Annotated in this window: 16 protein-coding genes; 8 read left to right on the plus strand and 8 right to left on the minus strand. The window is 68.8% G+C overall.

Going from position 1 to position 22,423, the window contains the following annotated elements; genetic code table 11:
• Nucleotides 1–32: 32 nt before the first annotated feature.
• Nucleotides 33–1,526, minus strand: a complete 1,494-nt coding sequence (locus ACSRUE_RS40740) for a hypothetical protein (protein ID WP_441288259.1) — start codon at nucleotides 1,524–1,526, stop codon at nucleotides 33–35.
• A gap of 523 nt (nucleotides 1,527–2,049) precedes the next feature.
• Here ACSRUE_RS40740 and ACSRUE_RS40745 point away from each other — a divergent pair.
• The 5 genes from ACSRUE_RS40745 to ACSRUE_RS40765 all read left to right on the plus strand — a co-directional run bounded on the left by ACSRUE_RS40745 (nucleotide 2,050) and on the right by ACSRUE_RS40765 (nucleotide 9,882).
• Nucleotides 2,050–5,331: an outer membrane protein assembly factor BamB family protein gene (locus ACSRUE_RS40745; protein WP_441288260.1), complete on the plus strand. Its 3,282-nt coding sequence runs from the start codon at nucleotides 2,050–2,052 to the stop codon at nucleotides 5,329–5,331.
• Nucleotides 5,328–5,642, plus strand: coding sequence for a cupin domain-containing protein (locus ACSRUE_RS40750; RefSeq protein WP_441293183.1), 315 nt, complete (start codon nucleotides 5,328–5,330; stop codon nucleotides 5,640–5,642). The genes ACSRUE_RS40745 and ACSRUE_RS40750 overlap by 4 nt, the downstream gene beginning before the upstream one ends.
• A 255-nt stretch (nucleotides 5,643–5,897) precedes the next feature.
• Nucleotides 5,898–7,037, plus strand: coding sequence for a glucose 1-dehydrogenase (locus ACSRUE_RS40755; RefSeq protein WP_441288261.1), 1,140 nt, complete (start codon nucleotides 5,898–5,900; stop codon nucleotides 7,035–7,037).
• 47 nt (nucleotides 7,038–7,084) lie between these two features.
• Nucleotides 7,085–8,860 carry an IlvD/Edd family dehydratase gene (locus tag ACSRUE_RS40760; RefSeq protein ID WP_441288262.1) on the plus strand — a complete coding sequence of 592 codons (1,776 nt, stop codon included), beginning with the start codon at nucleotides 7,085–7,087 and terminating at the stop codon, nucleotides 8,858–8,860.
• A 26-nt stretch (nucleotides 8,861–8,886) separates the two neighbouring features.
• Nucleotides 8,887–9,882, plus strand: a complete 996-nt coding sequence (locus ACSRUE_RS40765; RefSeq protein ID WP_441288263.1) for a C-terminal binding protein — start codon at nucleotides 8,887–8,889, stop codon at nucleotides 9,880–9,882.
• A 179-nt stretch (nucleotides 9,883–10,061) separates the two neighbouring features.
• Here the strand turns inward: ACSRUE_RS40765 and ACSRUE_RS40770 are convergent, their stop codons facing one another.
• From ACSRUE_RS40770 to ACSRUE_RS40790, 5 genes are all read right to left on the minus strand, one after another.
• Complete coding sequence (locus ACSRUE_RS40770) at nucleotides 10,062–12,116, minus strand: amylo-alpha-1,6-glucosidase (RefSeq protein WP_441288264.1); 2,055 nt, start codon at nucleotides 12,114–12,116, stop codon at nucleotides 10,062–10,064.
• A gap of 21 nt (nucleotides 12,117–12,137) precedes the next feature.
• On the minus strand, nucleotides 12,138–12,479 hold the full coding sequence (locus ACSRUE_RS40775; RefSeq protein ID WP_437769563.1) for an SCP2 sterol-binding domain-containing protein: 342 nt from the start codon (nucleotides 12,477–12,479) through the stop codon (nucleotides 12,138–12,140).
• 103 nt (nucleotides 12,480–12,582) lie between these two features.
• Nucleotides 12,583–13,176 (minus strand): HdeD family acid-resistance protein, encoded by a 594-nt coding sequence (locus ACSRUE_RS40780; RefSeq protein ID WP_441288265.1) that lies wholly within the window; start codon nucleotides 13,174–13,176, stop codon nucleotides 12,583–12,585.
• Between the two features lie 180 nt (nucleotides 13,177–13,356).
• Nucleotides 13,357–14,094, minus strand: coding sequence for a hypothetical protein (locus tag ACSRUE_RS40785; RefSeq protein WP_441288266.1), 738 nt, complete (start codon nucleotides 14,092–14,094; stop codon nucleotides 13,357–13,359).
• Nucleotides 14,095–14,395: 301 nt separating this feature from the next.
• On the minus strand, nucleotides 14,396–15,901 hold the full coding sequence (locus ACSRUE_RS40790; protein WP_441288267.1) for a trypsin-like peptidase domain-containing protein: 1,506 nt from the start codon (nucleotides 15,899–15,901) through the stop codon (nucleotides 14,396–14,398).
• Between the two features lie 368 nt (nucleotides 15,902–16,269).
• Between ACSRUE_RS40790 and ACSRUE_RS40795 the strand changes: the two genes are divergently transcribed.
• The 3 genes from ACSRUE_RS40795 (at nucleotide 16,270) to ACSRUE_RS40805 (ending at nucleotide 19,524) form a co-directional block, all read left to right on the plus strand.
• On the plus strand, nucleotides 16,270–16,851 hold the full coding sequence (locus tag ACSRUE_RS40795) for an NADPH-dependent FMN reductase (RefSeq protein ID WP_441288268.1): 582 nt from the start codon (nucleotides 16,270–16,272) through the stop codon (nucleotides 16,849–16,851).
• A 201-nt stretch (nucleotides 16,852–17,052) separates the two neighbouring features.
• Nucleotides 17,053–17,637: a hypothetical protein gene (locus ACSRUE_RS40800; protein WP_441288269.1), complete on the plus strand. Its 585-nt coding sequence runs from the start codon at nucleotides 17,053–17,055 to the stop codon at nucleotides 17,635–17,637.
• A 786-nt stretch (nucleotides 17,638–18,423) separates the two neighbouring features.
• The gene (locus tag ACSRUE_RS40805) at nucleotides 18,424–19,524 is read left to right on the plus strand and encodes a poly(ethylene terephthalate) hydrolase family protein (RefSeq protein WP_437769569.1); all 1,101 of its coding nucleotides are present in this window, start codon (nucleotides 18,424–18,426) and stop codon (nucleotides 19,522–19,524) included.
• A gap of 158 nt (nucleotides 19,525–19,682) precedes the next feature.
• Here the strand turns inward: ACSRUE_RS40805 and ACSRUE_RS40810 are convergent, their stop codons facing one another.
• Nucleotides 19,683–21,272 carry an IS1182 family transposase gene (locus ACSRUE_RS40810; protein WP_441288270.1) on the minus strand — a complete coding sequence of 530 codons (1,590 nt, stop codon included), beginning with the start codon at nucleotides 21,270–21,272 and terminating at the stop codon, nucleotides 19,683–19,685.
• Between the two features lie 100 nt (nucleotides 21,273–21,372).
• The gene (locus ACSRUE_RS40815; RefSeq protein ID WP_437769570.1) at nucleotides 21,373–21,702 is read right to left on the minus strand and encodes a hypothetical protein; all 330 of its coding nucleotides are present in this window, start codon (nucleotides 21,700–21,702) and stop codon (nucleotides 21,373–21,375) included.
• Nucleotides 21,703–22,423 lie beyond the last annotated feature (721 nt).

Here is a 22,423-nt window from a genome sequence, read left to right on the forward strand (position 1 = left end):
GACGTGGAGCTCCCGTCGTACCGCGCCTCCGCTCAGGCGGAAGGCACGACGGTGATCTCTCCGGTCGTGTACAGCGCGGAGGTATCCCAGGCGAGCCCGGGGGCGAGCGGCAGGGCGATGTGCACGTCAGCGAAGGTCCCTGTGAGCTCTCCGCTCCAGCCGAGCAGGGCGACGGTGTCCCCGGCCTGGAACGGCGCCGTGTCGTCCGCCGGGACCACCTCCAGCACACCATCGAGGCTCACGTCCCCGTCCACGACCAGGAGCGGCGCGGCGCCCGGGCCCGCGACGGTGGCGCTCAGCGTGGCGCTCGGGCCCTGGCTGTAATCGCCGGCCACGTCCGTCGAGGCATAGACCTCTCCCACGGAGAGCGCGCCGGCCTGCGTATTGGCGAGATCGCCGACGAAGCTGCCAGTGCTCAGGCGGCCGCCGGCGAAGTCGAAGTCACGTGCCTGGATCTCGATCGCACCCGCGGCGAGCGCCCCGCGCGTGAGGCGCACGATGGGCTCCGGGCCAGGCGTTCCGCCTTCGAACAAGGGCGTGATCCGGAGGAGGCCGCCAATGCTGACCTCGCCTCGCCCGTCGACGAGGAGCGACGGGGAAATCGAGAAGGTCGCGTAGATCGTCACATCACCGCTGTTGCGCCATGACGCGTAGGGCTCGTTCACCCGGACGAACCCGTAGCCGTACGTGGAGCGGATCTCCGTGTCTTCCGTCACGAGGGTTCCATAAGCGCCGACCGTGAGCTCGCCATGGCCGGCGGCCCCGACGCGCAGCAACCCCTCGTTGGTCCAGGTGGCGTCCCAGCCCCTCACGATCGCCGAGCTCGCGAAGTTGTAGGGCCCGCCGGGACGGGTCTCGATCTGCGCGTTCGCGGTGAAGAGCTGGGCCCCCTGCTCGATGCGCAGCCTCGCGCCGCCGTTCGCGCCCACGACGAACTCGCCCGTGTTGACCCACCTCGTCGCGGAGCCCGTGACGTTCACGTCGCCCTGGCAGATCTGGCACGTCGCGATGAATACGTTGTTCGAGAAGAAGCTCCCTCCCTGCTTGATCTCGAGGACGCTGAGCTCCTCCGAGCGGCCGATGTACGCGTTCGTCCGGCTCGTCAGGGAGGCGTCGTACCCCTCGACGAGCACGTATCCGAAGGCCGAATAGCCGCGCACGCCGAGCACGAGGTCGTCGGTGGTCACCTGGGCGCCCCGTTTCACGAGGAGCGAGCCGGACGCCCCGGTGCGAAGCCCGAGCGCGAGCTGCCCATGGTTGATCCACCGCGAACCGTATCCGATGACCTGGACCCTGCCGCTCGAGTAGGGGACCGCCGCCACCGATGCGCCGGCGCTGATCAACGTCCCCTGGTGGCTGACGATCACCTCTCCCATGGGCTCCTCAGCGTTGAGCGCGCTGCCGACCAGCAGCGCATTCGCCCCGAGATCCCACGGGTCGCCCGGGTCAGCGACAGCGGGCGTCACACTCCCCGAGACGGACACGCCGGCATAGGCCGGCCCGGCCGCGCCCATCGAAGCTGCCACGAACACTACCGAGAAAACGGTTCGAGCTTGTTGGTTCATGCACTGTACCTCTCCACGAGAAAACTCTCATTGCACTGGAACATCCCTCGCCACCAGTGTGCCCCCGAAACGGGAATTTTGTGAATTTCATTACACATCCCCGTATCAGAGACGTTATCGCCCGTTCTGATCCGCTTGCAGGGGATCAGGTCATCGTTTTCGAGGTGCGAAGGCAGGTTTTGAGGTGAGAGAGTACACAGGATCATTCAAAAGAAAAATCCTCCCGAGGCACCTCGCTTCAGGAGGACCGACCGCCCCGACGTTGGAGGCGAGAGCCCCAGGATGGGCCGCCCCCTCTGGACGAGCTGGAGAGGGATTTCGGCGGCCCTGACGGCGTGATGGATCTTCTTTGAGAGCGGCAGCGAGGACGAGGCTGCCACCTCGCCGGAGCGAGCATGGCAGCGCGGCGCTCATGGCTTGAAGAACGAGGGGTCAAACACCTGCCCCAGCACCGATTCGTGGAGGCCGGATGAATACGTGGCTCATGTCGAGCAACGAAGCGGCCATGGCCGAACACATTGCGCGTCGTTGGCGCCTCACGGGTCGCACCCGAGCAGCATCCGCACTGACCATCACGGCCCTGGTTGGCCTCGCCGCGTGCAAGCCCATCGGACGCGGCGGGGGTAGCGGCGGTGCAGGAGGCACAGGCGGCAGCGGCGGCTCTCCGGAGGCGAGCAGCAGCAGCGTCACAGAGGGTGCGGGCGGATCAAACGACGGCGGCGCGCCTGGCACCGGCGGCGACGACGACACACCCGGCACCGGCGGCGACGGCGGCGCACCCGGCACCGGCGGCGCACCCGGCACAGGCGGCGCGCCTGGCACCGGCGGCGCGCCCGGCACCGGCGGCGACGACGACACACCCGGCACCGGCGGCGACGGCGGCGCGCCTGGCACCGGCGGCGACGGCGGCTCGACCGGTGGCGGCGGCTCGCCGGGCACCTGTGTGCCGGGCTCGGTCGTCGCCTGCTACACCGGTCCTGCTGGGACGAAGGGCGTCGGGCGCTGCGCTTCCGGGACGCAGACCTGCCGCCCCGACGGCTTCGGCTACGGCGCGTGCGCAGGCGAGGTGACACCCGCTCGAGAGCGCTGCGCCACGCCGGCGGACGAGAGCTGCGACGGCGAGCCCCACTGCGCTCAGCCGCCGGCATGGGCGCGGGGCTTCGGCGGCCCTGGCGTCGACGAGGGCTTCTCCGTCGCGAGCGACGCCTCGGGCAACTACTACGTCTCGGGCACCTTCAGTGGAACCGTCGACTTCGGCACCGGCCCCGTGACCAGCGCCGGAGAGGCGGACATCATCTTTATCAAGTTCGATCCCTCGGGCGCGGTGCTCTGGAGCAAGCACATCGGGACCGAGCGCAACGAGCGGGGGGGCGCCGTGACCGTCGACGAGAACGGCAACGTCTTCCTCACCGGCGTGTACATGGACGCGTACGGGCACTCGAGCATCGATCTGGGCGGGTGTGCCCTCCCCATCTCAGACATCGCCCCGTTGATATCCTTCTTCGTGGCCCAATTCGATCCCGACGGCAATCACATCTGGAGCAATGGTCCCTACGATTTTCCGGCGGTGCACTCCGTCGAGCAGATCGCCGTCGATGCTCGCGGCGACATGTACGTCTTGTACCTCCAGTGGGAGCACGCCCAGCTCATCAAGATCGACGCCGCGAGCAAGGCCACCCTCTGGAGGGAGAGGTTGCCAGGAGAATATGTTCGCGACGCGCGGCTCGCGCTCGACAGCGCCGGCAACCCCGTGGCGGTGGTGACCCACGGCGTGAGCTTCGAGGGCATTGCAACCAGGTTCGTGGTCTCCAAGTACACGCCGACCGGCGAGCCGCTCTGGGTGCAACAGTTCGAATCCAGCGCGGACCCTGTGTTCGGCGGCGGCGTGACGGCGCACGCCGTGGCGATTGACGCGGCGGACGAGATCCTCGTGACGGGCACGACGGATGGATCCATCGACTTCGGCAGCGGGACCCTCCCCGCCGGCTCCGTCCTCCTCAAGCTGGGTGCCGCGGGCGAGCCCATCTTCAGCCGCTCGGTCCACTTCGGCGACAGGATCGCGCTGGATCGCGCCGGCGACATCGTCGTCGCCGGACGCGGCCTTGCGAAGCTCGACGCGAGCGGGGCGGAGCTCTGGTCGATCGACTTCGATGCAGATGCGAAGGATATCTCCCTGTCCCCGAACGGCGCGATCGCCGTCACCGGTCTCGCGCGTGGCCCCGTGGACTTCGGGACCGGCCCGATTCCCTCTGAAGGTTCCAACGACGCCTACGTCGCCGTCTTCAATCCGCCGGCAAGCGGCGGCGATGACGACAGCAGCGGCGGAGCAGGATCGAGCGGTGACGGCGGCGGCTCCGCCGGCGGCGACCCGCCAGCGACGTGCGTGCCAGGCTCGGTCGTCGCATGTTACACCGGCTCCGCCGGGACCCGGGGCGTCGGGCGCTGCGCTCCTGGCACGCAGACATGCCTCCCCGAGGGTGCTGGGTATGGGCCCTGCATCGGCGAGGTGACGCCCGCCGCAGAGGTCTGCGTGACACCGGAGGACGAGAGCTGCGACGGCGAGCCCCATTGCCCTCCGCAGCCGCCATGGCCGCGGGGATACGGCGGCGCCGGCGCCGACGTCGGCTGGTCCATCGCGAGCGACGCCGCAGGCAACTACTACGTCATCGGCACCTTCGAAGGTACCGTCGACTTCGGCGCCGGCCCGCTGACCAGCGCAGGCGAGACGGACGTGTTCCTCCTCAAGCTCGATCCCGCCGGCGCGTTGCTCTGGAGCAAGCGCTTCGGCAGCGACTTGCCGGAGACCGGCCGCACCCTCGCCGTCGATGGAAGTGGCAATGTGTTGCTAGCCGGCAACTACTGGCAAGGGATGTCGGCCGTGAGCTTCGGCGGCTGCGCGCTCCAGGCGTCGGGCTGGGAAGAAGCGATCTTCGTCGCCAAGCTCGACCCCGAGGGGAATCACATCTGGAGCCAGAGATCCGTCGCGTCGGACTGGTTCGGTTACAAGCTCTTCGGGCGGCTCGCCGTCGACGCCCTCGGGAGTGCCTATGTGGCGTTTGCCCCGCTCTTGCCCCCGTCGACTCCCTCCCTGGCGAAGCTGGATCCCGCAGGAAATATCCTCTGGAGTCAACCGCTCGCGACGGCGATCCCGTCCCACAACGACTACCAGCACCAAAGCGACAACGTTCTTGTCGCGGTCGACAGCGCCGGCAATGTGATCACGACGAGCGCGTTCATCTCCGGGCAGCCGTCCTGCCCCTGCCCTCACGGGTTCACCGTCCAGAAGCGCACCCCGGCCGGCGGCGAGGTCTGGAGCCGCCAGTTCGGCCCCTCGGATCCCTCCGAGGCGGAACTCGGAGCGTCGGCCCTCGCGCTGGCGGTCACCGCCGAAGGCGAGATCCTCCTGACGGCCTACACCGACGGGACCGTCGACGTCGGCGGCGGCGTGCTCCCCGAGGGCCCGGTGCTCATCAAGCTGGACGCCGCGGGCGAGCATGTCTTCAGCCGCTCGATCCCGTTCGGCGACGCGATCGCCCTGGATGGCTCCGGCGGCATCGTCATCGCCGGCGACGGGCTCTCCAGGCTCGACGCGGGCGGGACGGCGCTCTGGACGAGCAGCTTCGACGCGAGCGCGAACGACGTCGCCGTCTCCCCGAACGGCACGATCGCCATCACCGGCGCTGCCGAGGGACCGACGGACTTCGGGACCGGGCCGATCCCCCACGCGGCCGGCGCCGATGTCTTCGTCGCCACGATGAGCCCCTGAGCGCCTCGGCGGCGTCGCCGGCGCTGGCCGTCGTCGTCCCGGCGGTGGCGGGCGCGGCGACAGCACCCAAGGAGACAACGGCTCCGGTGCACCGTCACGACGCCCACGGCTTCATCGATGTCCTCGAGGGCTCGATCGTGATGGGCGTGAAAGGCGGCAAGGAGATGACGCTCACCCCGGGCCAGACCTTCTACGAGGGGCCCAACGATATCCACACCGTCGGCCGGAACGCGAGCACCAAGAAGCCCGCGAAGTTCCTGGTCGTGCTCGTGAAGGACCGGGGCGTGGCCCCGTTGCTGCCCATCCCGTGATGCATCTCGTGGAGCGCCGGCAGCAAGCGGCCGGTCGAGTCCCGTCGGATCCGGTCAAACGCGATCACACGGGAGAGCTCACCGCCCCCGCGCCCGCCGCGAAGCGACCGCCTTCTCCAACGCGGGAGGTCAGCGGCGAGTGCTCGCCACGGGCTTGCCGCATCCGGACGAACGACCCATGGGACCCGGCGCCGGCGTGCCCTGCCTGGCACGCACGACGACGAGCGAGCAGGTGCTCGCAGGAAGAGGGGACGCGTGAAGTCGGTCGCTGCCTTGATGGCCGAGAGGGTGGTGTGTCTCGTCGAGGAGGAAGACCGACCGGAGGCTCGGCGGCCGGCGAACGGGCACGCGCTGCTCCGCACCCTCGCGGTCGGACTGTGCGGGACCGACCGCGAGATCGCCGCGTTCACGTACGGGTCCGCCCCGGCAGGGACCGACCGGCTCGTGCTGGGACACGAGGCGCTCGCCGAGGTCGTGCAGACGGGTGAGGGCATGATTCGCCTTCGTCCCGGAGATCTCGTGGTCCCGACCGTGCGTCGGCCCTGCACGAGAATCGAGTGCCCGGCCTGCCGCGTCGGGCACCAGGACTTCTGCGCGACGGGCGAGTTCATCGAGCGCGGTATTTCCGGGGCGGGCGGCTTCATGACCGAGCTCTTCGTCGAGGAGGAGCGCTACCTCGTCCCCGTCCCTCCGGGGGTCGGCGAGCTCGGCGTCCTCGTCGAGCCGCTGAGCGTCGTGGCCAAAGCGTTCGCCCAGCTGGACGCCGCCCTGACACGCCTGCCCTGGGAGGACGACGCACCGCGGGGCCTGGTCCTCGGCGCCGGACCGATCGGCGTGCTCACGGCGATGGGGCTGGTCGCGAACGGTTATCGAGCGGTCGTGTATTCGAGGGAGCCGACGGACGGCGATCGGGCGCTCTTCGTGCGCAGCATCGGCGCCGACTACGTATCGAGCGAGTCCACCGACGTCGCGGGGCTGGTGAGGCGCCACGGGCGGTTCGACGTGATCATCGAAGCGGTCGGCGTGCCGGCGTTCGCCTTCAAGACCCTCCCCGCGCTGGCGGCGAACGGCGCGTTCATCCTCACCGGCATCCCTGCGCCGGGGCCCGCGATGGACTTCGACACATCCGGTCTGATGCGCGATTTCGTCCTCCAGAACCAGCTGATGTTCGGGACCGTGAACGCCGGCCGCAAGTCCTACGAGGCAGCCGTCCGGATGCTCGAGCAGTTCCTGATCCTGTTTCCCGACGCCGTGCGCCGGGTGATCGCGCGGCGGATCTCGCTCGACGAGGCGCCGGCCTGGCTGCGCGCAGGGGGGGGTGGAGCGAAGACGGTGATCCACATCGCGGAGGCCGGAACGGCGGCGCGCGATGAAGGGCTTCGGGCTGCCGGGTAGGCCGTGGCGCCCCCTCGCCCAGGAACCGGGAACCGGGAAGGACAGCGATGAACCAGAAGCGAAAGCTGAGGAGCCAGGCGTGGTGGGACGACGCGACCAATCCGGAGATGACGGCGCTGTACCTCGAGCGCTACCTGAACTTCGGGCTGACCCGTGAAGAGCTCCAGTCCGGCCGCCCCGTCATCGGGATCGCCCAGACGGGGAGCGACCTCGTGCCATGCAATCGCCATCATCTGAGCCTCGCCGTCCGGGTCAAGGAGGGCGTGCGTGATGCCGGCGGGATCCCGCTGGAATTCCCGGCGCACCCCCTCCAGGAGACAGGCAAGAGGCCCACCGCAGCCCTCGACCGGAACCTCGCGTACCTCGGGTTGGTGGAGGTGCTCCACGGATACCCGCTCGACGGCGTCGTCCTCACGACGGGCTGCGACAAGACCACGCCGTCCTGCCTGATGGCGGCGGCGACCGTCGACCTGCCCGCGATCGTGCTCTCGGGCGGGCCGATGTTGAACGGATATTACCGCGGGAGGCTCGCCGGCTCGGGGCTCGTGATCTGGGAGGCTCGCCGGCTCCTGGCGGCCGGCAGCATCGACTACACGGAGTTCATGGACATGGTCGCCGCGGCGGCGCCCAGCGTGGGACACTGCAACACGATGGGAACGGCCCTGTCGATGAACGTCCTCGCCGAGGCCGTCGGGATGTCGCTGCCCGGATGCGCGGCGATCCCGGCGCCCTACCGGGAGCGGGCGCAGATGGCCTACGCGACCGGGCGCCGGATCGTGGAGATGGTGCACGAGGACCTGACGCCGAGCGCGATCATGACCAAGGTGGCGTTCGAGAACGCGATCGCCGTCGCCTCGGCGATCGGCGCGTCGACCAACTGCCCCATCCACATGAACGCCATCGCGCGCCACGTCGGGGTCGACTTGACGAACGACGACTGGCAGAGGGTCGGGCAAGACGTCCACTTGCTCGTCGACTGCCAGCCCGCCGGGCGCTTCCTGGGAGAGGACTTCTATCGCGCGGGGGGGGCGCCCGCCGTCATGAACGAGCTGCTCCGCGCAGGCCGTCTCCACGGGGATGCGCTCACCGTGTCCGGACGAACCGTGGGTGAGAACGTGGCGAGCGCCGCCGTCGCCAACCGCGACGTGATCCGACCGTACGAAGATCCTCTGCTCCGCGCCGCCGGCCTGCTCGTCATGAGCGGGAACCTCTTCGACTCGGCCGTCATGAAGAGCAGCGTCATCGGAGAGATCTTCCGCGACCGCTACCTGTCGGACCCCGCGAATCCCGGTGTCTTCGTGGCGCGGGCCATCGTCTTCGAGGGGCCGGAGGATTACCACGCTCGCATCAACGATCCGTCGCTCGGGATCGACGAGCGCTGCATCCTCGTCATGCGCAACACGGGGCCCATCGCCTATCCGGGCTCCGCGGAGGTCGTGAACATGGATCCGCCCGACGCGCTGGTCCGAGAGGGAATATCCCTGCCGACGCTCGGCGATGGCCGCCAGAGCGGCACCTCGGACAGCCCCTCGATCCTGAACGCGTCGCCCGAGTCCGCGGTGGGCGGCGGCCTCGCGCTGATCCGGACGGGGGATCGCATCCAGGTCGATCTGCGCCGACGTCGCGTGGACGTGTTGCTCTCCGACGACGAGATCGAGCAGCGCCGCAGGTCCCTGAAGCTGCCGGAGCTCGAGAGCCAGACGCCATGGCAGGAGATCTACCGGAACACGGTCGGTCCCCTGTCCACCGGCGCGTGCTTCGAGCCGGCCGTCCGGTACCAGCACCTCGTTCAGCTTCGCGGGCTGCCTCGTCATTCACACTGAACGGCACGGGAACGGAGGTAAACACCATGAGCATGGAACGAACGGGCCAGGTCGTCGTGCTGGACTACGATTTCGGCGACGTCGACATCGAGCGCTCTCTCGTGGAGCCGGCCGGCTTCGAGCTGGTCGCCGCGCAGTGCAAGACCGAAGAAGACGTCGTGGCCGTCGCGCGCGACGCCGTCGGCGTGCTCACGCAGTACGCCGAGGTCAAGGGGCGAGCCATCTCGGGGCTCCGGCGCTGCCAGGTCATCGCTCGGTACGGCACCGGGGTCGACACCGTCGACGTCGCGGCGGCGACCCGCCGTGGGATCCGCGTCACCAACGCGCCGAACGACTGGTGCGCCGACGAGGTCGCCGACCATGCCGTGGCGCTCTTGCTCACGCTCGCCCGCAAGCTGCCCGCGTACGATCGTGCCACGCGCGGCGGATCCTGGTCCTGGCAGGATGGCCGGCCGATCCACCGGATGCGGGGCGCGACCCTGGGGCTCCTGTCGTTCGGCGCGATCGCCCGAAACGTCGCCGCGAGGATGGCGGGCTTCGGTGTGCGCGTCACGGCGCACGACCCCTTTCTCGACACGGACGAGATCCGCGCCGCCGGCGCTGACCCCGTGTCCTTCGACGAGCTCCTGGAGCGCTCCGACTACCTCGTCATCCAGGCGCCGCTGACCCAGGGGACCCGTGGTCTCTTCGGGGAACGCGAGCTCCGGCGCATGAAGCCGACAGCGATCCTCGTCAACACCGCCCGTGGTCCGATCATCGACGACGGCGCTCTGTACCGGGCGCTCGAGGAGGGATGGATCGCGGGGGCCGGGCTCGACGACCTCGCCGAGGAGCCGGCGAAGCGCCGGGACTGGAGGCCGACGAGCCCGCTCTTCTCGCTCGAGAACGTCGTCATCTCTCCCCACGCTGCCTATTACTCGGAAGAGTCGATCGAGTTCGTCCGACGATTCGCGGCGAGCGAGGTCGTTCGCGTCCTGTCCGGACAGGAGCCGATGTCGCCCGTGAACCTCATGGCCGCTTGAGGCCGCCGCCTCGCCGGCGTCGGCGGGTACGGCGGATGCCTTGGAGCGGATGCCTTGGAGCGGATGCCTTGGAATGGAGTGGTGGGACGCGTCCGTGCGACAATCAGCCCCGAACCAGGCCGGGGAGCCGTGGGTCGACGTGAGCGTGCCGGCCACGAGCTGGCCGTCGCCATGGCGACTCACGCCGCCCTGAGCCCCGACTCCGGGCGCGCTCGACCGAAGGCGTCGCACCTGCCCCAGCGCCCGGGGATGTCGAGCAGCCGGATCTCTCCGAGCTCGGCGGGGACCGCCGGATCGACGAACAGGCGATTGCCCATCGGCTCCAGCCCGAGCACGACGCGCAGAAAGAGCAAGGGAGCCGCGGTGGCCCAGGCCTGGGGGCTGCACGCGGTCGGATACTCGACAGGGAAGCTGGTGAGCTCTCGCGGGTACCCGGCGAACGCCTCCGGCAAGCGGTAGTGGAAGAAGGGCGCCGCGGCCAGGTTGCCCGTCGCGACGCGCCCGGCCTCCACGCTGAAGCCGTAACGCCGGAGCCCGAGCGCGATCAGCGAGTTCTCGTGCGGCCAGACCGTGCCCACGTGATATCCGATGGGGTTGTACCCGCCCTCGTCGTCGGCCATGGTGCGCACCCCCCAGCCGCTGAACAGATGCGGTCCGAGGAGGTGCTCCACCACGCGTTCGGCCTTGGATGTCTCGACGATACCGCTCCAGAGCAAGTGGCCGATGTTCGAGGTCAAGGAGTCGACCCGGCGCTTCTGGCCGTCCAGCGCGAGCGCGAAGAACCCGCGATCGTCGAGCCAGAAGTCCTGATTGAATCGACGCTTCAGCTCGGCCGCGTCTCGCTCCAGGCGCGCCGAAAGCTCGGGGTCCCGCCAGAACTCGCGCGCGAGCCGGGCGCCGCGCACCTTCGCGTCGTAGACGTAGCCCTGGATCTCGCAGCACGCGAGAGGCCGCCGCGCGAGCGATCCGTCATGAAAGACGATGGAGTCCCACGAGTCTTTCCAGCACTGGTTCTCCAGGCCGGTCTCGGGGTTGCGCGTGTCGTACTCGACATACCCGTCCCCGTCGCGGTCGCCCCACTCGTCGATCCATCGAAGCGCGGCGCGCGCGGTGTGCTCCATCGACAGGACGAGCTCCGCGTCGCCGGTCCAGCGCTCGTACTCGTCGAGCAGGATCAGGAAGAGCGGCGTCGCGTCGGCAGAGCCGAAGTAGGGGGAGTGCGGCCGCTCCTCGAAGGCGGTCAGCTCGCCCCAGCGAACCTCGTGGAGGATCTTTCCCGGCTCCTCGTCGCGGAAGTCGTCCCGGCGGCTGCCCTGGCGGCGCGCGAGATAGCGGAGCGTGGAGCGCGAGAGCTCGGGGACGAACGGCAGCGCTTGCAGGCTCGTGATGATGCTGTCGCGGCCGAAGGCCGCCATGAACCACGGTAGACCGGCGGCCGGAATGGCGGCGTCCGGCATCAGCTTGGAGAAGAAGCGCAGCGCGGCCAGGTCGATGAGGCTCCGCTCGTACGTCCGGGCGAGCGTCTCGTTCGCGGTGAGGAGCCGCGGCGCGTGGTCGATCCAGCTCTCGAGGCTGATGCCGATGTTCGGGCGCGCGTGGCTCTCGCCGTGGGCGTACTTCACCCGGGTGTGCCGCTCCTCGAGGCCGTCGATCGCCGCCACGACGTCGAGGCACGTGCTCCAGCGGCCGTGCGGCGCGATGCTCACCCGAAACGTCAAGCCGCTCGGATCGATCTGCGCGGGCTGCGAGGCGGAGATCCACGTCTCGCGCACGAAGCGCTCGCGTCGATAGCCGAGGACGAGCCGATTGTCCTCGATGCGCTGATAGCGCTCCCCTTTCTTCGGGAGCATGTCCTTGACCTCGAACAGGTCGGCGAAATCGGCGCCGGCCTGGATGCGGACCTCGAGCTCGACGGGAACCTTCCCGTGGTTCATGAGCAGGAGGTCCTCGTGGAAGCCGTCGCCCGCGAACCGGCTCCGGACGATCGAGAGGGTCGATTCGACGTACATCGCGGCGGGCCTCGGGACGAGGAAGAACTGGGCCTGGAAGTACTGCACGTCGTCGGTGGACAGCGCGGCCGGGACGACGCCGTCGATCGTCAGGATCCATTCGGAGAGAAAGCGCGTATCGAGGTGAAAGAGGCCGAGCGGCCGGCTGACGGAGTGCTCGATGTTGCCGCGCAGATCGCTGACGACGAACGTGCCGCCGTCCAGAATGCTCACTTGCCGTTCCATGGGCCCTCCGATGACGGTGGCTCAGCGCGTCGCTTCCGGAGCCTGTTGATCTCCCGGGGAGAAGACGCTCTGAAACATCTGGGCGACGCCCAGGTCTCCTCGCACGCCGACGCGGCCCTGCATGATCGCCGTGATCAGGTTCTGTTCACCGCGAAAGATCCGCAGGAAATCGTCGAGCGAGCAGGAGAGCTGGCAGTCCTCGATCGCGCCTTCGGGCGCGATTCCGAAGGACCCGTCGGCGATCTCCACGACGACGCGCTCGTCGTCGCTGAGCTGCACGGCGCACACCTTCCGTGTTCCTCGCAGGCGGGCGTCGTAGCGTCCTGCCGCGAGATCCTTGATGAGCTTCCTTGCTTGCGACATGATCAAAGAGTGTGTCCGGTTTGCCAACCTGGCCTTCGCGCTCGCCGCGCACCCCACCCCGAGCAAGGGGTGTGCCCTTCTGCACGGCGCGGAGGTCGCCTCTTCACGGTCGCGTGTGGAGCACGCGATCGCCGCCCAGCGCGATCAGGATCATCGACATACCGCCGGTCAGGAGGCTGATTCCGACGAGCAAGCCGAGCACCCTCACGGCCGTGGTGGCGCCACCCGTGAGGATCAGCATCCCGAGCCCCAGCGCCAGGAGGCCGTCGAACACGAGCCATCCCGAGCCCCGCAGCCCGCGGTGCTGATAGGCGCGGATGAGCTTGAGCGCGCCCTCGGAGACGAAGTACGCCGCGGCGATCACCATCAGCGCGAGCTTGCCGGTCATCGGGGCGAGCACAAGGAGAAGCCCGAACGCCACCTGCACCAGGGCGCTCACGAACTCCCAGCTGGCGCCGGCCCAGCCGCGGCTCTGGATGGCGTGGCAGCCCTCGGCCACGCCGGCGAGCACGATCAACCAGCCGAGGGCGATGGCGGTGACCCGGGAGGCGACGAAGGGCATGACGAACGCGAGCACCCCGAGCACCATCGAGGCCACGCCGATCGCGAGGAACCAACCCCGGTTCTCCCGCACGGTGTGAAAGTCGACCTGCGCAAAGCGAAGCGACCTCGGGGACTCTCCGAGCGGAGCAACCATGGGCGACCTCTCTGGTTCGTGGAGCACGCGTGTCCCGTCGGTCACCCGCCGCGCGAGGACCAGGTGGCCGGGACCGCGTCCGCCTCGAGCATCGCCCGTGCCAGCGCGCCGGCGAGAACATTGTGCCTGGCGCTCGCGGGAGGCTTCACGGCCGAGGGCGGCCAGCAGCGCACCGCCCGATCAGCGGGCGGCGGCCTTCGCGGCCCGGGTGCTCGGGCTGGTCGCCTGCCGGACCGCGCGCCGCTGGAGCTTCGAGCCCTGCTTCGCGCGATTGGCGCTCTTGCGCGTCGACTTGCGCGACGGGCGGTCCTGCGCCGAGTCTTCGAGCGTCGCGGTGGCCTTTCGTGTCCTCCGCATCGTGTTGCGCCGCGCCGTCGAGCCGCCGCCCGCCTTCCGGTCGGTCGCGCTCTGCCCCGGAGCGGCCGTGTCGACGGGAACGTCGCGCCGCGACTTCTCCGGCCGCTCCAGCGCGCGCTCGAGGTTCTCCTTGCTGCGCCCCACGCGCCGCCCGACGAAGCTGCCCTCGGGCGATGGATGACCGAGCCGCGCCGGGGCCGCCGCGCTGCGCTTCGCCGCTCGCGCCGTGGGCTTCGGGCCGCGCGCCGGCGCGCGCGATGCGGCGCGCGGCGCGCGCGCGAGGGCGCTCTGCACGGCCCGTACGATCCCCGGGACGGCTCTGTCGATCGTCTCGCGCGGCTCTCGACCTCGCATCTGGTAGACGACGCTGGGGTGCCCGCTCAGGACGACCTTCACGTCGCACGCGACGTCGACGCCGCCGCGCGGACCGTTCACGTCCGTGAAGCGCACCGTGAGCCGCTCGATGTCGGTCGCGAACCGCCCGAGCTTCGCCCCGAGGGTCTGGCGCACGTGCGCCCTCGTCGCCTCGTCGACGCCGACGCCGAAGGTCCGCAGCGCCAACGGGGTCCGCTCCGTCGGCGTGCGCCCGGCGCGCGCCCGGACCGGTCGTGGCACGGTGGAAGGGAACTGCGGACGTCGCCCGGTGGATGGTCGCCCCATGCGCGCAATATCGAGACCGGCCCCCCGTCGTCAAGCGTCGCGGCCGCCGGCGAGATCGTGTTCCTGTTCCCTCCTCCGCACCTCGGTCGGCTGCCAATCCCCGCCCGCCCGGTCACCCGCGCGTCCGCCGTCGGCGTCGGAGTCCGTCGGCCAGGAGCTCGCGCTCGTGGAGCTCGAACACCGCGAACCTCGGCCGAGGCGGTCAGTCGGCGGGCGGGATGAAGAGGCCCGGACAGGGCTCGTCGCCGAAGACCCTGGAGCCGAGCCGGTACATCGTGATCTTCGGGTTCGGCGCCCAGTTCCAGCTGCCCCCGGCGTGGGAGTAATCGTTCGACTGGTTGAACGCCTGCCAGCTCGACGCGTGGAACGCGATGTTGAACCGGTCGGTGGAGGATGAGGGATCGACCGAGAGGAACGGCAAGCGCACGTCGAGGTAATGCGTCGCGCCCGCGCAGCCGCCGCCGGGCACCTCGTGGAAGCTCATCTCGAGCTCGCTCGAGCAACCCCAGCAGGTCGCCTCGAGCGGGCCGGGCGGCTCCTGGCTGAAGTAGTACCGCACGGTCGAGCCCGCGAGGTACACGCTCTCGCTTCCCGTGTTGCGCACCTGGATCCCGGGCGTCACCCAGCTCGGCTGCGGCGCGTGGGAGTCGTACAGCACCTCCAGCTGGCAGTCCGCCGGGCACGACGTGGTGCTCTCGCCGCTGCTGCAGACGCCGTCGCCGCAGGAGCAGTCGCTCGCGCACGAGGCCGGGCTCTCGAGCGGGCCACAGGCGTTGTCGCCGCAGGAGCACAGGTCCGAGGCCGTGCGCTCGCACATGGCCTGGATGGCCCGGAAGGCATAGGTCACGTCCTCGCCGCGGCACGCGTCGTCGGCGCAGGTGAACGGACGCACGCAGTCGCCGTCCTGCGCGAAGTCGCGCTCGCCGCGCACCAGGATGCCCACGAGCTCCTTCGTGTTCAGGTCGAACACCCCGGACCCGGAGTTGCCCACGAACGTGTCCAGGTTGCCGACGAAGAAGTCGAGGCTCGGCGCGTTGCTCCGGATCGCGGCCCCGTCGGCCAGCTTGAGCGGCAACCCGCGGGGGAAGCCGTGCACGACGAGCGGCGTGCCGACGGCCAGGGGATCGCTCGACACACGCACCGCGGCGGGCGTCCGCCCCACGACCGGCCGGTCGAGCCGCACGACCGTGTAGTCCGCTCCCCGCCGGTCCTGGTAATAGCTGACGAAATCCACGCAGCTGTAGACGTCATCGCTGGTGATCTGGCCGAGCTGGCCGGACGGCGTCATCGCATAATCGAAGACGAAGCGGCTATTGTTGCAGTTGTTGATGCAGTGCGCGGCCGTGAGCACCAGGTCGTCGTCGATCAGCGTCCCGCTGCAGTCGGCGAGCGCCGGCTGGGACGCGAAGCGCTCGTCGAGGCACACGCCGTCGCGCCCCGCCCACGTGGGCCCGGCGATCTGGATGTCGTTCGGGTCCGAGTCGTCGACGGCCGACGCGGGGACGAGCGCCACGGTGAAGTCGAGCGCCCGCGCGGCCCAGGCGGGATCCGCGTACGTGAAGGGCTCCTCTCGGTCGTCCTGGCCATAGATGACCTCGGAGCGGGCCTCGCCGGCGGCCTCCTCCCCGGCGGGCGCGGGCGCCGCGCACCCCGCGGCGGCCCCCACGGACAAAAAGCCAGCAGCAATGATGAAGTGGTTCGCTCTCATGACAAGCTCCCAAATGTTCGAGGCAGAGCGAGGATCACCGGGCGGGCCCGATGACGACGTGTCAATGCCTGGCCGGCGTCGAGCAAGGTTCTGACGCCCGACAAGCAAGGACCTCCGAGTGGCACGCTCGTCCTGTTCTCAGCGAGGGGGATCTACTTCCTCGTGAGGCGCGCACCAATTCATATGCGCCATGGACCTCATGCACACGCTGCATCGAGCCGGCGCGGCCCGGGGCGCGAGCGCCCGCGGGGGCGCGCCCCTGACGACGGATTGACCATTGTCCAATGGATTGGCGCCGCCTCCAGCAGGCGGACATCCCGGGCTTACCCTCGTCCCATCGGGAGAACGTCCTCCCGGGGAGCACCACCATGAAGGTAGCCATCTTGACCGGCAGCGTGAGGAGCGGGAGACAGTCGCACAAGATCGCCCATCACCTGGAGCGGAAGCTCCGGGAGCGGGGCGCCGAGGCCGATCTCATCGATCTGGCGGAGACGCCGTTGCCGATCCTGGAGGACCGGTCGGGTCGCCCCCCGCAGCTCCAGGCGACGGTTCAGGGGCTGAGCGCGCGCCTCCGCGGGGCGGACGCGCTCGTGTTCGTGACGCCGGAATACCACGGGAGCTTCTCGGGCGTGCTGAAGAACGCCCTCGACCATTTCTGGGAGGAGTTCGACAAGAAGCCGATCGGCGTGGTCGCGGTCTCCGCGGGGAAGCTCGGGGGCATCAACGCCTCGACGCAGCTCCAGCACGTGATCCTGAGCCTGGGAGCATTCCCGCTGCCCCTCAAGCTGCTCGTCCCGGAGGTCCAGAACGTCTTTGACGAGTCGCTCCAGCTCAGGAGCGAGCAGGTCGCGAAGGCGGCCGACAGGTTCCTCGACGAGTACCTGTGGTTCGCTCGGGCCATCGTCCAGGCGAAGCAGGCCGGCGAGATCTCCCGGCCCCTGGTCGCATGAGACCCCGCGCCGGAGATCGTCCTCGCCGGCAGCGAGGGTCGGCGGGGTCGTCCTCCTACATCGACCTCCACGCCCACGCCGACGACAGGAGCGCGAACGCGCGTGCGGGCAAGCCGGCGAGGAGCGGGGCGTCTTGCGGTGTCGCGCGATGTTCGATATCGTCGGTCATCGGCGGAAGGAGCGCCTCAACCACCATCGGATATGGTTCAATACGTTTCTCCTCATCCCGGGCTCGAGGGCACCGGGACCACCTTCGCGTCGGTCGCCACGGCTCTCGGGGCGCACGGAGACATCGGGAAGAAGGTGCTCTCGACGATGGGCGCGTCCGACCTGGTCGCGGGCGAGTGGTACCCTCTCCAGATGCTCCTCGACATGCTGAAGGGCGTGGCCCGGGCGACCGGGGACCATACGCTGCTCGCCATCGGGAAAGCGACCGTGGATCACGCCGTGTGGCCGGCCATGCCGCCGACCATGGTGGATGCCCTCCAGAGCATCGACGTGGCATACCACATGAATCACAGGCTCGACGGAGAGGTGATGTTCGATCCGGCGACCGGCGTCATGCGGGAGGGGATCGGCCACTACCGCTGTCATCCGGAGAAGCACCAGATCATCATGGTCTGCGATACGCCTTATCCCTCGGAGCTCGATCGTGGGATCCTGCTCGGCACGGCGCGGCGAGCGGCGTCGCGCGGGGTCAGGCCGCGCGTCGACGTCGTGCTCGACGAGTCCCGCCCGTCGCGGAAGCGCGGCGCCGACTCGTGTACCTACCGCGTCACATGGTGAACCTGGGATGTTGATCATCGGCGGGCAGCGCACCTCGACCCTTCGCTGATCATCGAGGCCCGCACGAGCAGCGTGCGTCTCCTTCGTGGCTCCGCGCGCAGCGGGCAGCAGAGCCTCCGCCTCGTCGCGTCGTCGCGTCGCCTCGTTGGCCGGGCGCGGTCGACCTCGAGACCTCCGGCGGGCAGGAAGTCCAAGCGCCTTTGCGGATGTCAAGAAATTTTAGCCTCTCCCGCCTCCGGGTCGGTCGAGTGGACATGATCTGCCCTGTGAATCTCGCCCGTGTAATAATCCAATAAAATTAACATGTCAGCTGACTTGCTGTGAGCGAAATCACCACCGTGAGCTACCGTCGAGATGTCCCCGCGCGCCAGCTGCGCCGCACGCCCTCCGAACGCGGCGCTCCGAACGAGCCCTGACCCGGCGCGGCGCCTCGAGGGAGGCCCGCCCGCCTCGTCCTCCCTCGGCATCGAGCACAGCCGCGGCCGGTCGATTGGAATTGACATCGGGAATGTGAACGTTCACTTTCCCTCCTCGAGGGGCATCCTTCTGCTTCGACGATCGACGGCGTGCCGCCTTGGTCCGTGGGCGCCTGAAGACCCGTGTACACGTGCCCCGTCAGCACCGCCGGGCCGGGCGCTGCCGCATCCGAGCTGCGATAAAGATTTATAGCGTGGGTCGAGTCGAGGGCGACGCCTCGGAGGCACACCAGGCTACCAGCGATTCGAATCGCGGAGAGACGCGAGTGGAGTCCATTTCTTCGATCGCTCGAGGGAATACGGTGTTGTTATGAAGAACAAATCGACTTTGGCTTTCACCTTGGCTGCGCTGGGCATGATCGTCGGCGCTTGCGGCGGCTTGAACGACGACGGCGACCTCGAGGGGAGCGGCGGAGCCCCTGCGGGCGCTGGAGGGAGCGTGAGCGGCTCGGGCGGCGCGCAGGCGAGCACCACCGGAGGGCCTCTGCCTTCGGGCTCGAGTAGCTCGCAGAGCACGGCCGGAGGGTCTGACGCCTCCGGCTCGGCCACGAGCGGAGGAGCGCCTGCCAGCGGCGGCGGGGAGACGTCTGGCGGGAACGGAGGCTCGGGCGGCGACGGCGGCGGCGGCGGCCAGGTCAATCGGCCCGAAGTGGTGCTGGCGGGTGACAATGTGAACGCTAACGGACCGCTCGAGACGACGGTTCAGGACCTCTCGTTCAGCGGCGGTGGCCACATTCTCGTCAGGCCGACGACGCTCACCACCGAGCCCAACAAGAAGCACCCGGTGGCCATTTGGGGTCCGGGCGGAGGTACCCCTCCTCGCGACTACCTACAGCTGCTGACGCGCATGGCCTCGCACGGCTTCGTCGTCGTCGGTATTCGAGAGTCGACGGGCAACGCCGTGCTCATGTCGGCGGCGATCGATTGGCTGGAGGCTCAGGACGCCGATCAGAACAGCCCCATGTACGGCCGCTTGATCCTCGACCGCGTTGGTGTGTTCGGGCACTCGATGGGCGGGCTGTCGTCGGAAGCGGCTGCTCAAACCGATAAGCGCGTCTCCACCGCGTTGCTCAACAACAGCGGCTCCTTCGAGCACAACGCCCTCGTCAATCTCAAGATCCCTGTCGGCATCATCTACGGTGAAACGGGTCAAGAGGCGCCCAACGCCGAGGGTGACTTCAACAACGCCGGCAACAAGGGGCCAGTCTGGCTCGGCAAGATGAAGGGCGGTGGTCACGGCTCGGGGCCTTGGGACGGCGCCGGAGCGAACGTTGCTTGGATGCGTTGGCACCTCGGCGGGGAGAACTCCCGCAAGGACGCGTTCCTCAAAGACGGTGGCGACTACAACAACAAGGGCGTGTGGCAGACTCAGTCCAAGAATTGGAACGAGTGGAAGAACTGGAACGAGTGACAGGCGGTACACCGAGCAGACCTTCGTGCTCGGCAGCATCACGTTTCAGGACGGGCTCGTGACATGAGCCCGGCTGGCTGCGTCTGGCGCGCCCTGTTCTTCGAGGATGTCGCAACCTAGGACGACAAACATGTTGAAGATCGTCTAGTTTCGATAGGTTATGCCGCCTCCTGGATGAGCCGCTGGGCGGCCTCGAGATTCTGGATGGCGGCTGCGCGCCGGAGGTCGAATAGGTTTCTCCTGGCGCCGATGTAGCGCGCGCTGTGTCCTTTCCGCGCCGCGATATGGGCGAGCGCATGCTCCACAGCCGTGCGCTGCCGGAGCACGGCGCGTCCTGGCCCGGTCTGCTGCAGCTTCCGGAACTTGCGCTGCAGCGCCTCGTCCTCGGCGATGGACACGGTTCGGCCTCGTCCCGACGCGGCTTGAGTGCATTTGGCTCGGAGAGGGCACGCGCCGCACTCCTCAGGATCGAACTCGACCGTGTCGCCCGGTTCGAACACTTCGACCTGCCCTGCCGGACACGTAATCGTCTTGGTACGCAGGTCAATCTTGAAGTCGCGCTTGCTGAACAAGTCGGGGCTGCGAGCCCGCTGCCCCCAAGGCTTCGAGAACACCCGGCCCTTCGCGCGGAGCACGTCATCAACGACGGGACTGTTCACGTAGGCGCGATCGATGTGGAGTTCGACGATGCGCAGCCGCTGACGCTGAATGTCCTTGGCGATCGGCGAGGCTCCCTCTTCTTCGGGCCGATTCGCGAGCGTGACCGCGCAGGCGACAATGATGGGAAGGTCAAGGTCGCGTGCGATGTGCTCCTTGTAGCCGTCGAACCGCTTCGAGCGGCTCTTGCGGCCGTGGCGCATTTCAGCGTCTTCAATAGAGACACGGCGGTCAGGCGCAACGCCTTGCCGGATGCGTACGGTCCCATCCTCGACTGTTTCCAGGTCTTGGTCTCGAACCTGGGTGACCGCATCCAGATAGATGCGAAGCGGCTGCTCGACGACGTCGTCCATGTGGCGGTCGACCCACTGCTGCAACGACGAGACCTGCCGCTCCAGGATCTGAATCGCCGCCGCCTTCTGTTTCGAGTCGCTCCAGTCCAGGTCGAGCCCGGCCTTGATGCTGGGAGCCAGAAGCAGCGGGATGCCCGCCTTGCGGCAGATCTCCTCGGGCGGACGCTCCGTGATCTTCGACACGACGCGGACGATGCTGCGTGCAGCGTGGCCGAGCAGGTTGATCGTGTCCTCAACCCGCCCGGCCCCCGCTAAAGAGCGGCTATCGATGGCCACGCGCAGCGCCTTGGACACCGCACGCCTCTCGCCCTCCGTCATCGCGCCGGACCGAACAAGCGCCACGGTCCGCTCCAGCAGCATCCGGTCCATCTCGTGCGCGACCATCCGCTCTCGGAACGCCTGCAGCGCGCCCTGCGAGAACGGCGGCGTCACCGCGCCCAGGCAGCCGAGCACCATCTGCCAGCGCAGGTCCACGACACACAACTCCACCGCCTCGGCATCCGATGCGCCGACGTAGCCTTGGAGCAGCGTGACCATGCACATCAGCGCCGGTGGATGCGGCGCCTCGCCTGCCCCCGTCGTCCGGTACATGCCCTCCAGCTGCTCCTGGAACGTCTCATCGAACAGCTCGTGCCGGTGCAGCCTGAGAAAGCCGAACAGTGCTCTCACGCGCGTCAGCCGCTTCATCAGCGCCTGCTCTTGCCGCGACAGCTCCACCGGCGGCAACCATCGTTCCATCCGTGCACCTCCGGACGCGGACGAGATCATGGCCCGACGAAACCGTCGAGCCTTGCATCGAAGCGACCGGAATTATCGCAAAATCAACCTGATCGGTCCTCTAGGGGTACGTGCCGAACGCCCACCATTCGGTCGCCATGTTGTCGTCGGTGATGATCGGGTCATCCTGCGTCCGCAGCAGGATCGACTCCCGGCCTTCCCAGGTGGGCCCGCCGCGCCAGTCCTGTTCTTTCAGCAGATCGAGCTGCGCGGCGCCGACTCGTGTACCTACCGCGTCACCTGGTGAACCGACGCTGCCGCCCCTCTCCTGCTGAACGCCACCGGCGGGCCGAGCAGGCGGCGTCTCCTCCGGGGCTCCGCGCGCAGCGCGCAGCGGGCAGCAGAGCCTCCGCCTCGTCGCGTCGCCTCGTTGGCCGGGCGCGGTCGACATCGAGACCTCCGGCGGGTAGGACGCCCCAGCGCATTCGTGGATGTCAAGAGATTTTAGCCTCTCCAGCCTCCAGCGCATTCCGTCCCGTTACACATTTGTGAACGCACACACATGCGGGCATGGCCACGTCGCCTCGGCGCCTGCCGAGCGGACCAGCGAAGATCGCGATCCTGCACCCACCCCTCCGAACGCGGCGCTCCGAAAGGGCCCTGACTCGACGCGGCGCTCCGAAGGAGCGCCCGCCAGCCTCGTCCTCCCCTCGGGATCGAGGACAGCCGCAGGCCGGTCGATTGGAATTGACATCGGGAATGTGAACGTTCACTTTCCTCCTCGAGGGGCATCCTTTTGCTTCGACGATCGACGGCGTGCCGCCAGGGTCCGTGGGGCGCCTGAAGACCCGTGTACACGTGCCCCGCCAGCACCACGGGAGGATGGCAAGGTCAGGTAAACATCGAATGTTCCATGACACCGGCCGATGGCGTGCACGACCTTTGCCTGCGGTTCGCGGGGAGCCGGTCCGATCGGCGGTTCAACCTGGACCATTTCGACTTCAAGCCGGGTATTCTGCCGTCGGCTCAGGCAGCCCCGCGCTCGCCCCGCGTCGTGATTGCATATCGCGACCTCGCCCGGCCGGCGCCGGGCCGGGCGCTGCCTCATCCGAGCTGCGATAAAGATTCATGGCGTGGGTCGAGTCGAGGGCGACGCCTCGGGGGCACACCAG

The sequence above is a fragment of the Sorangium sp. KYC3313 genome, from assembly GCF_052075895.1.
GTDB classification, from domain to species: domain Bacteria; phylum Myxococcota_A; class Polyangia; order Polyangiales; family Polyangiaceae; genus Sorangium; species Sorangium cellulosum_B.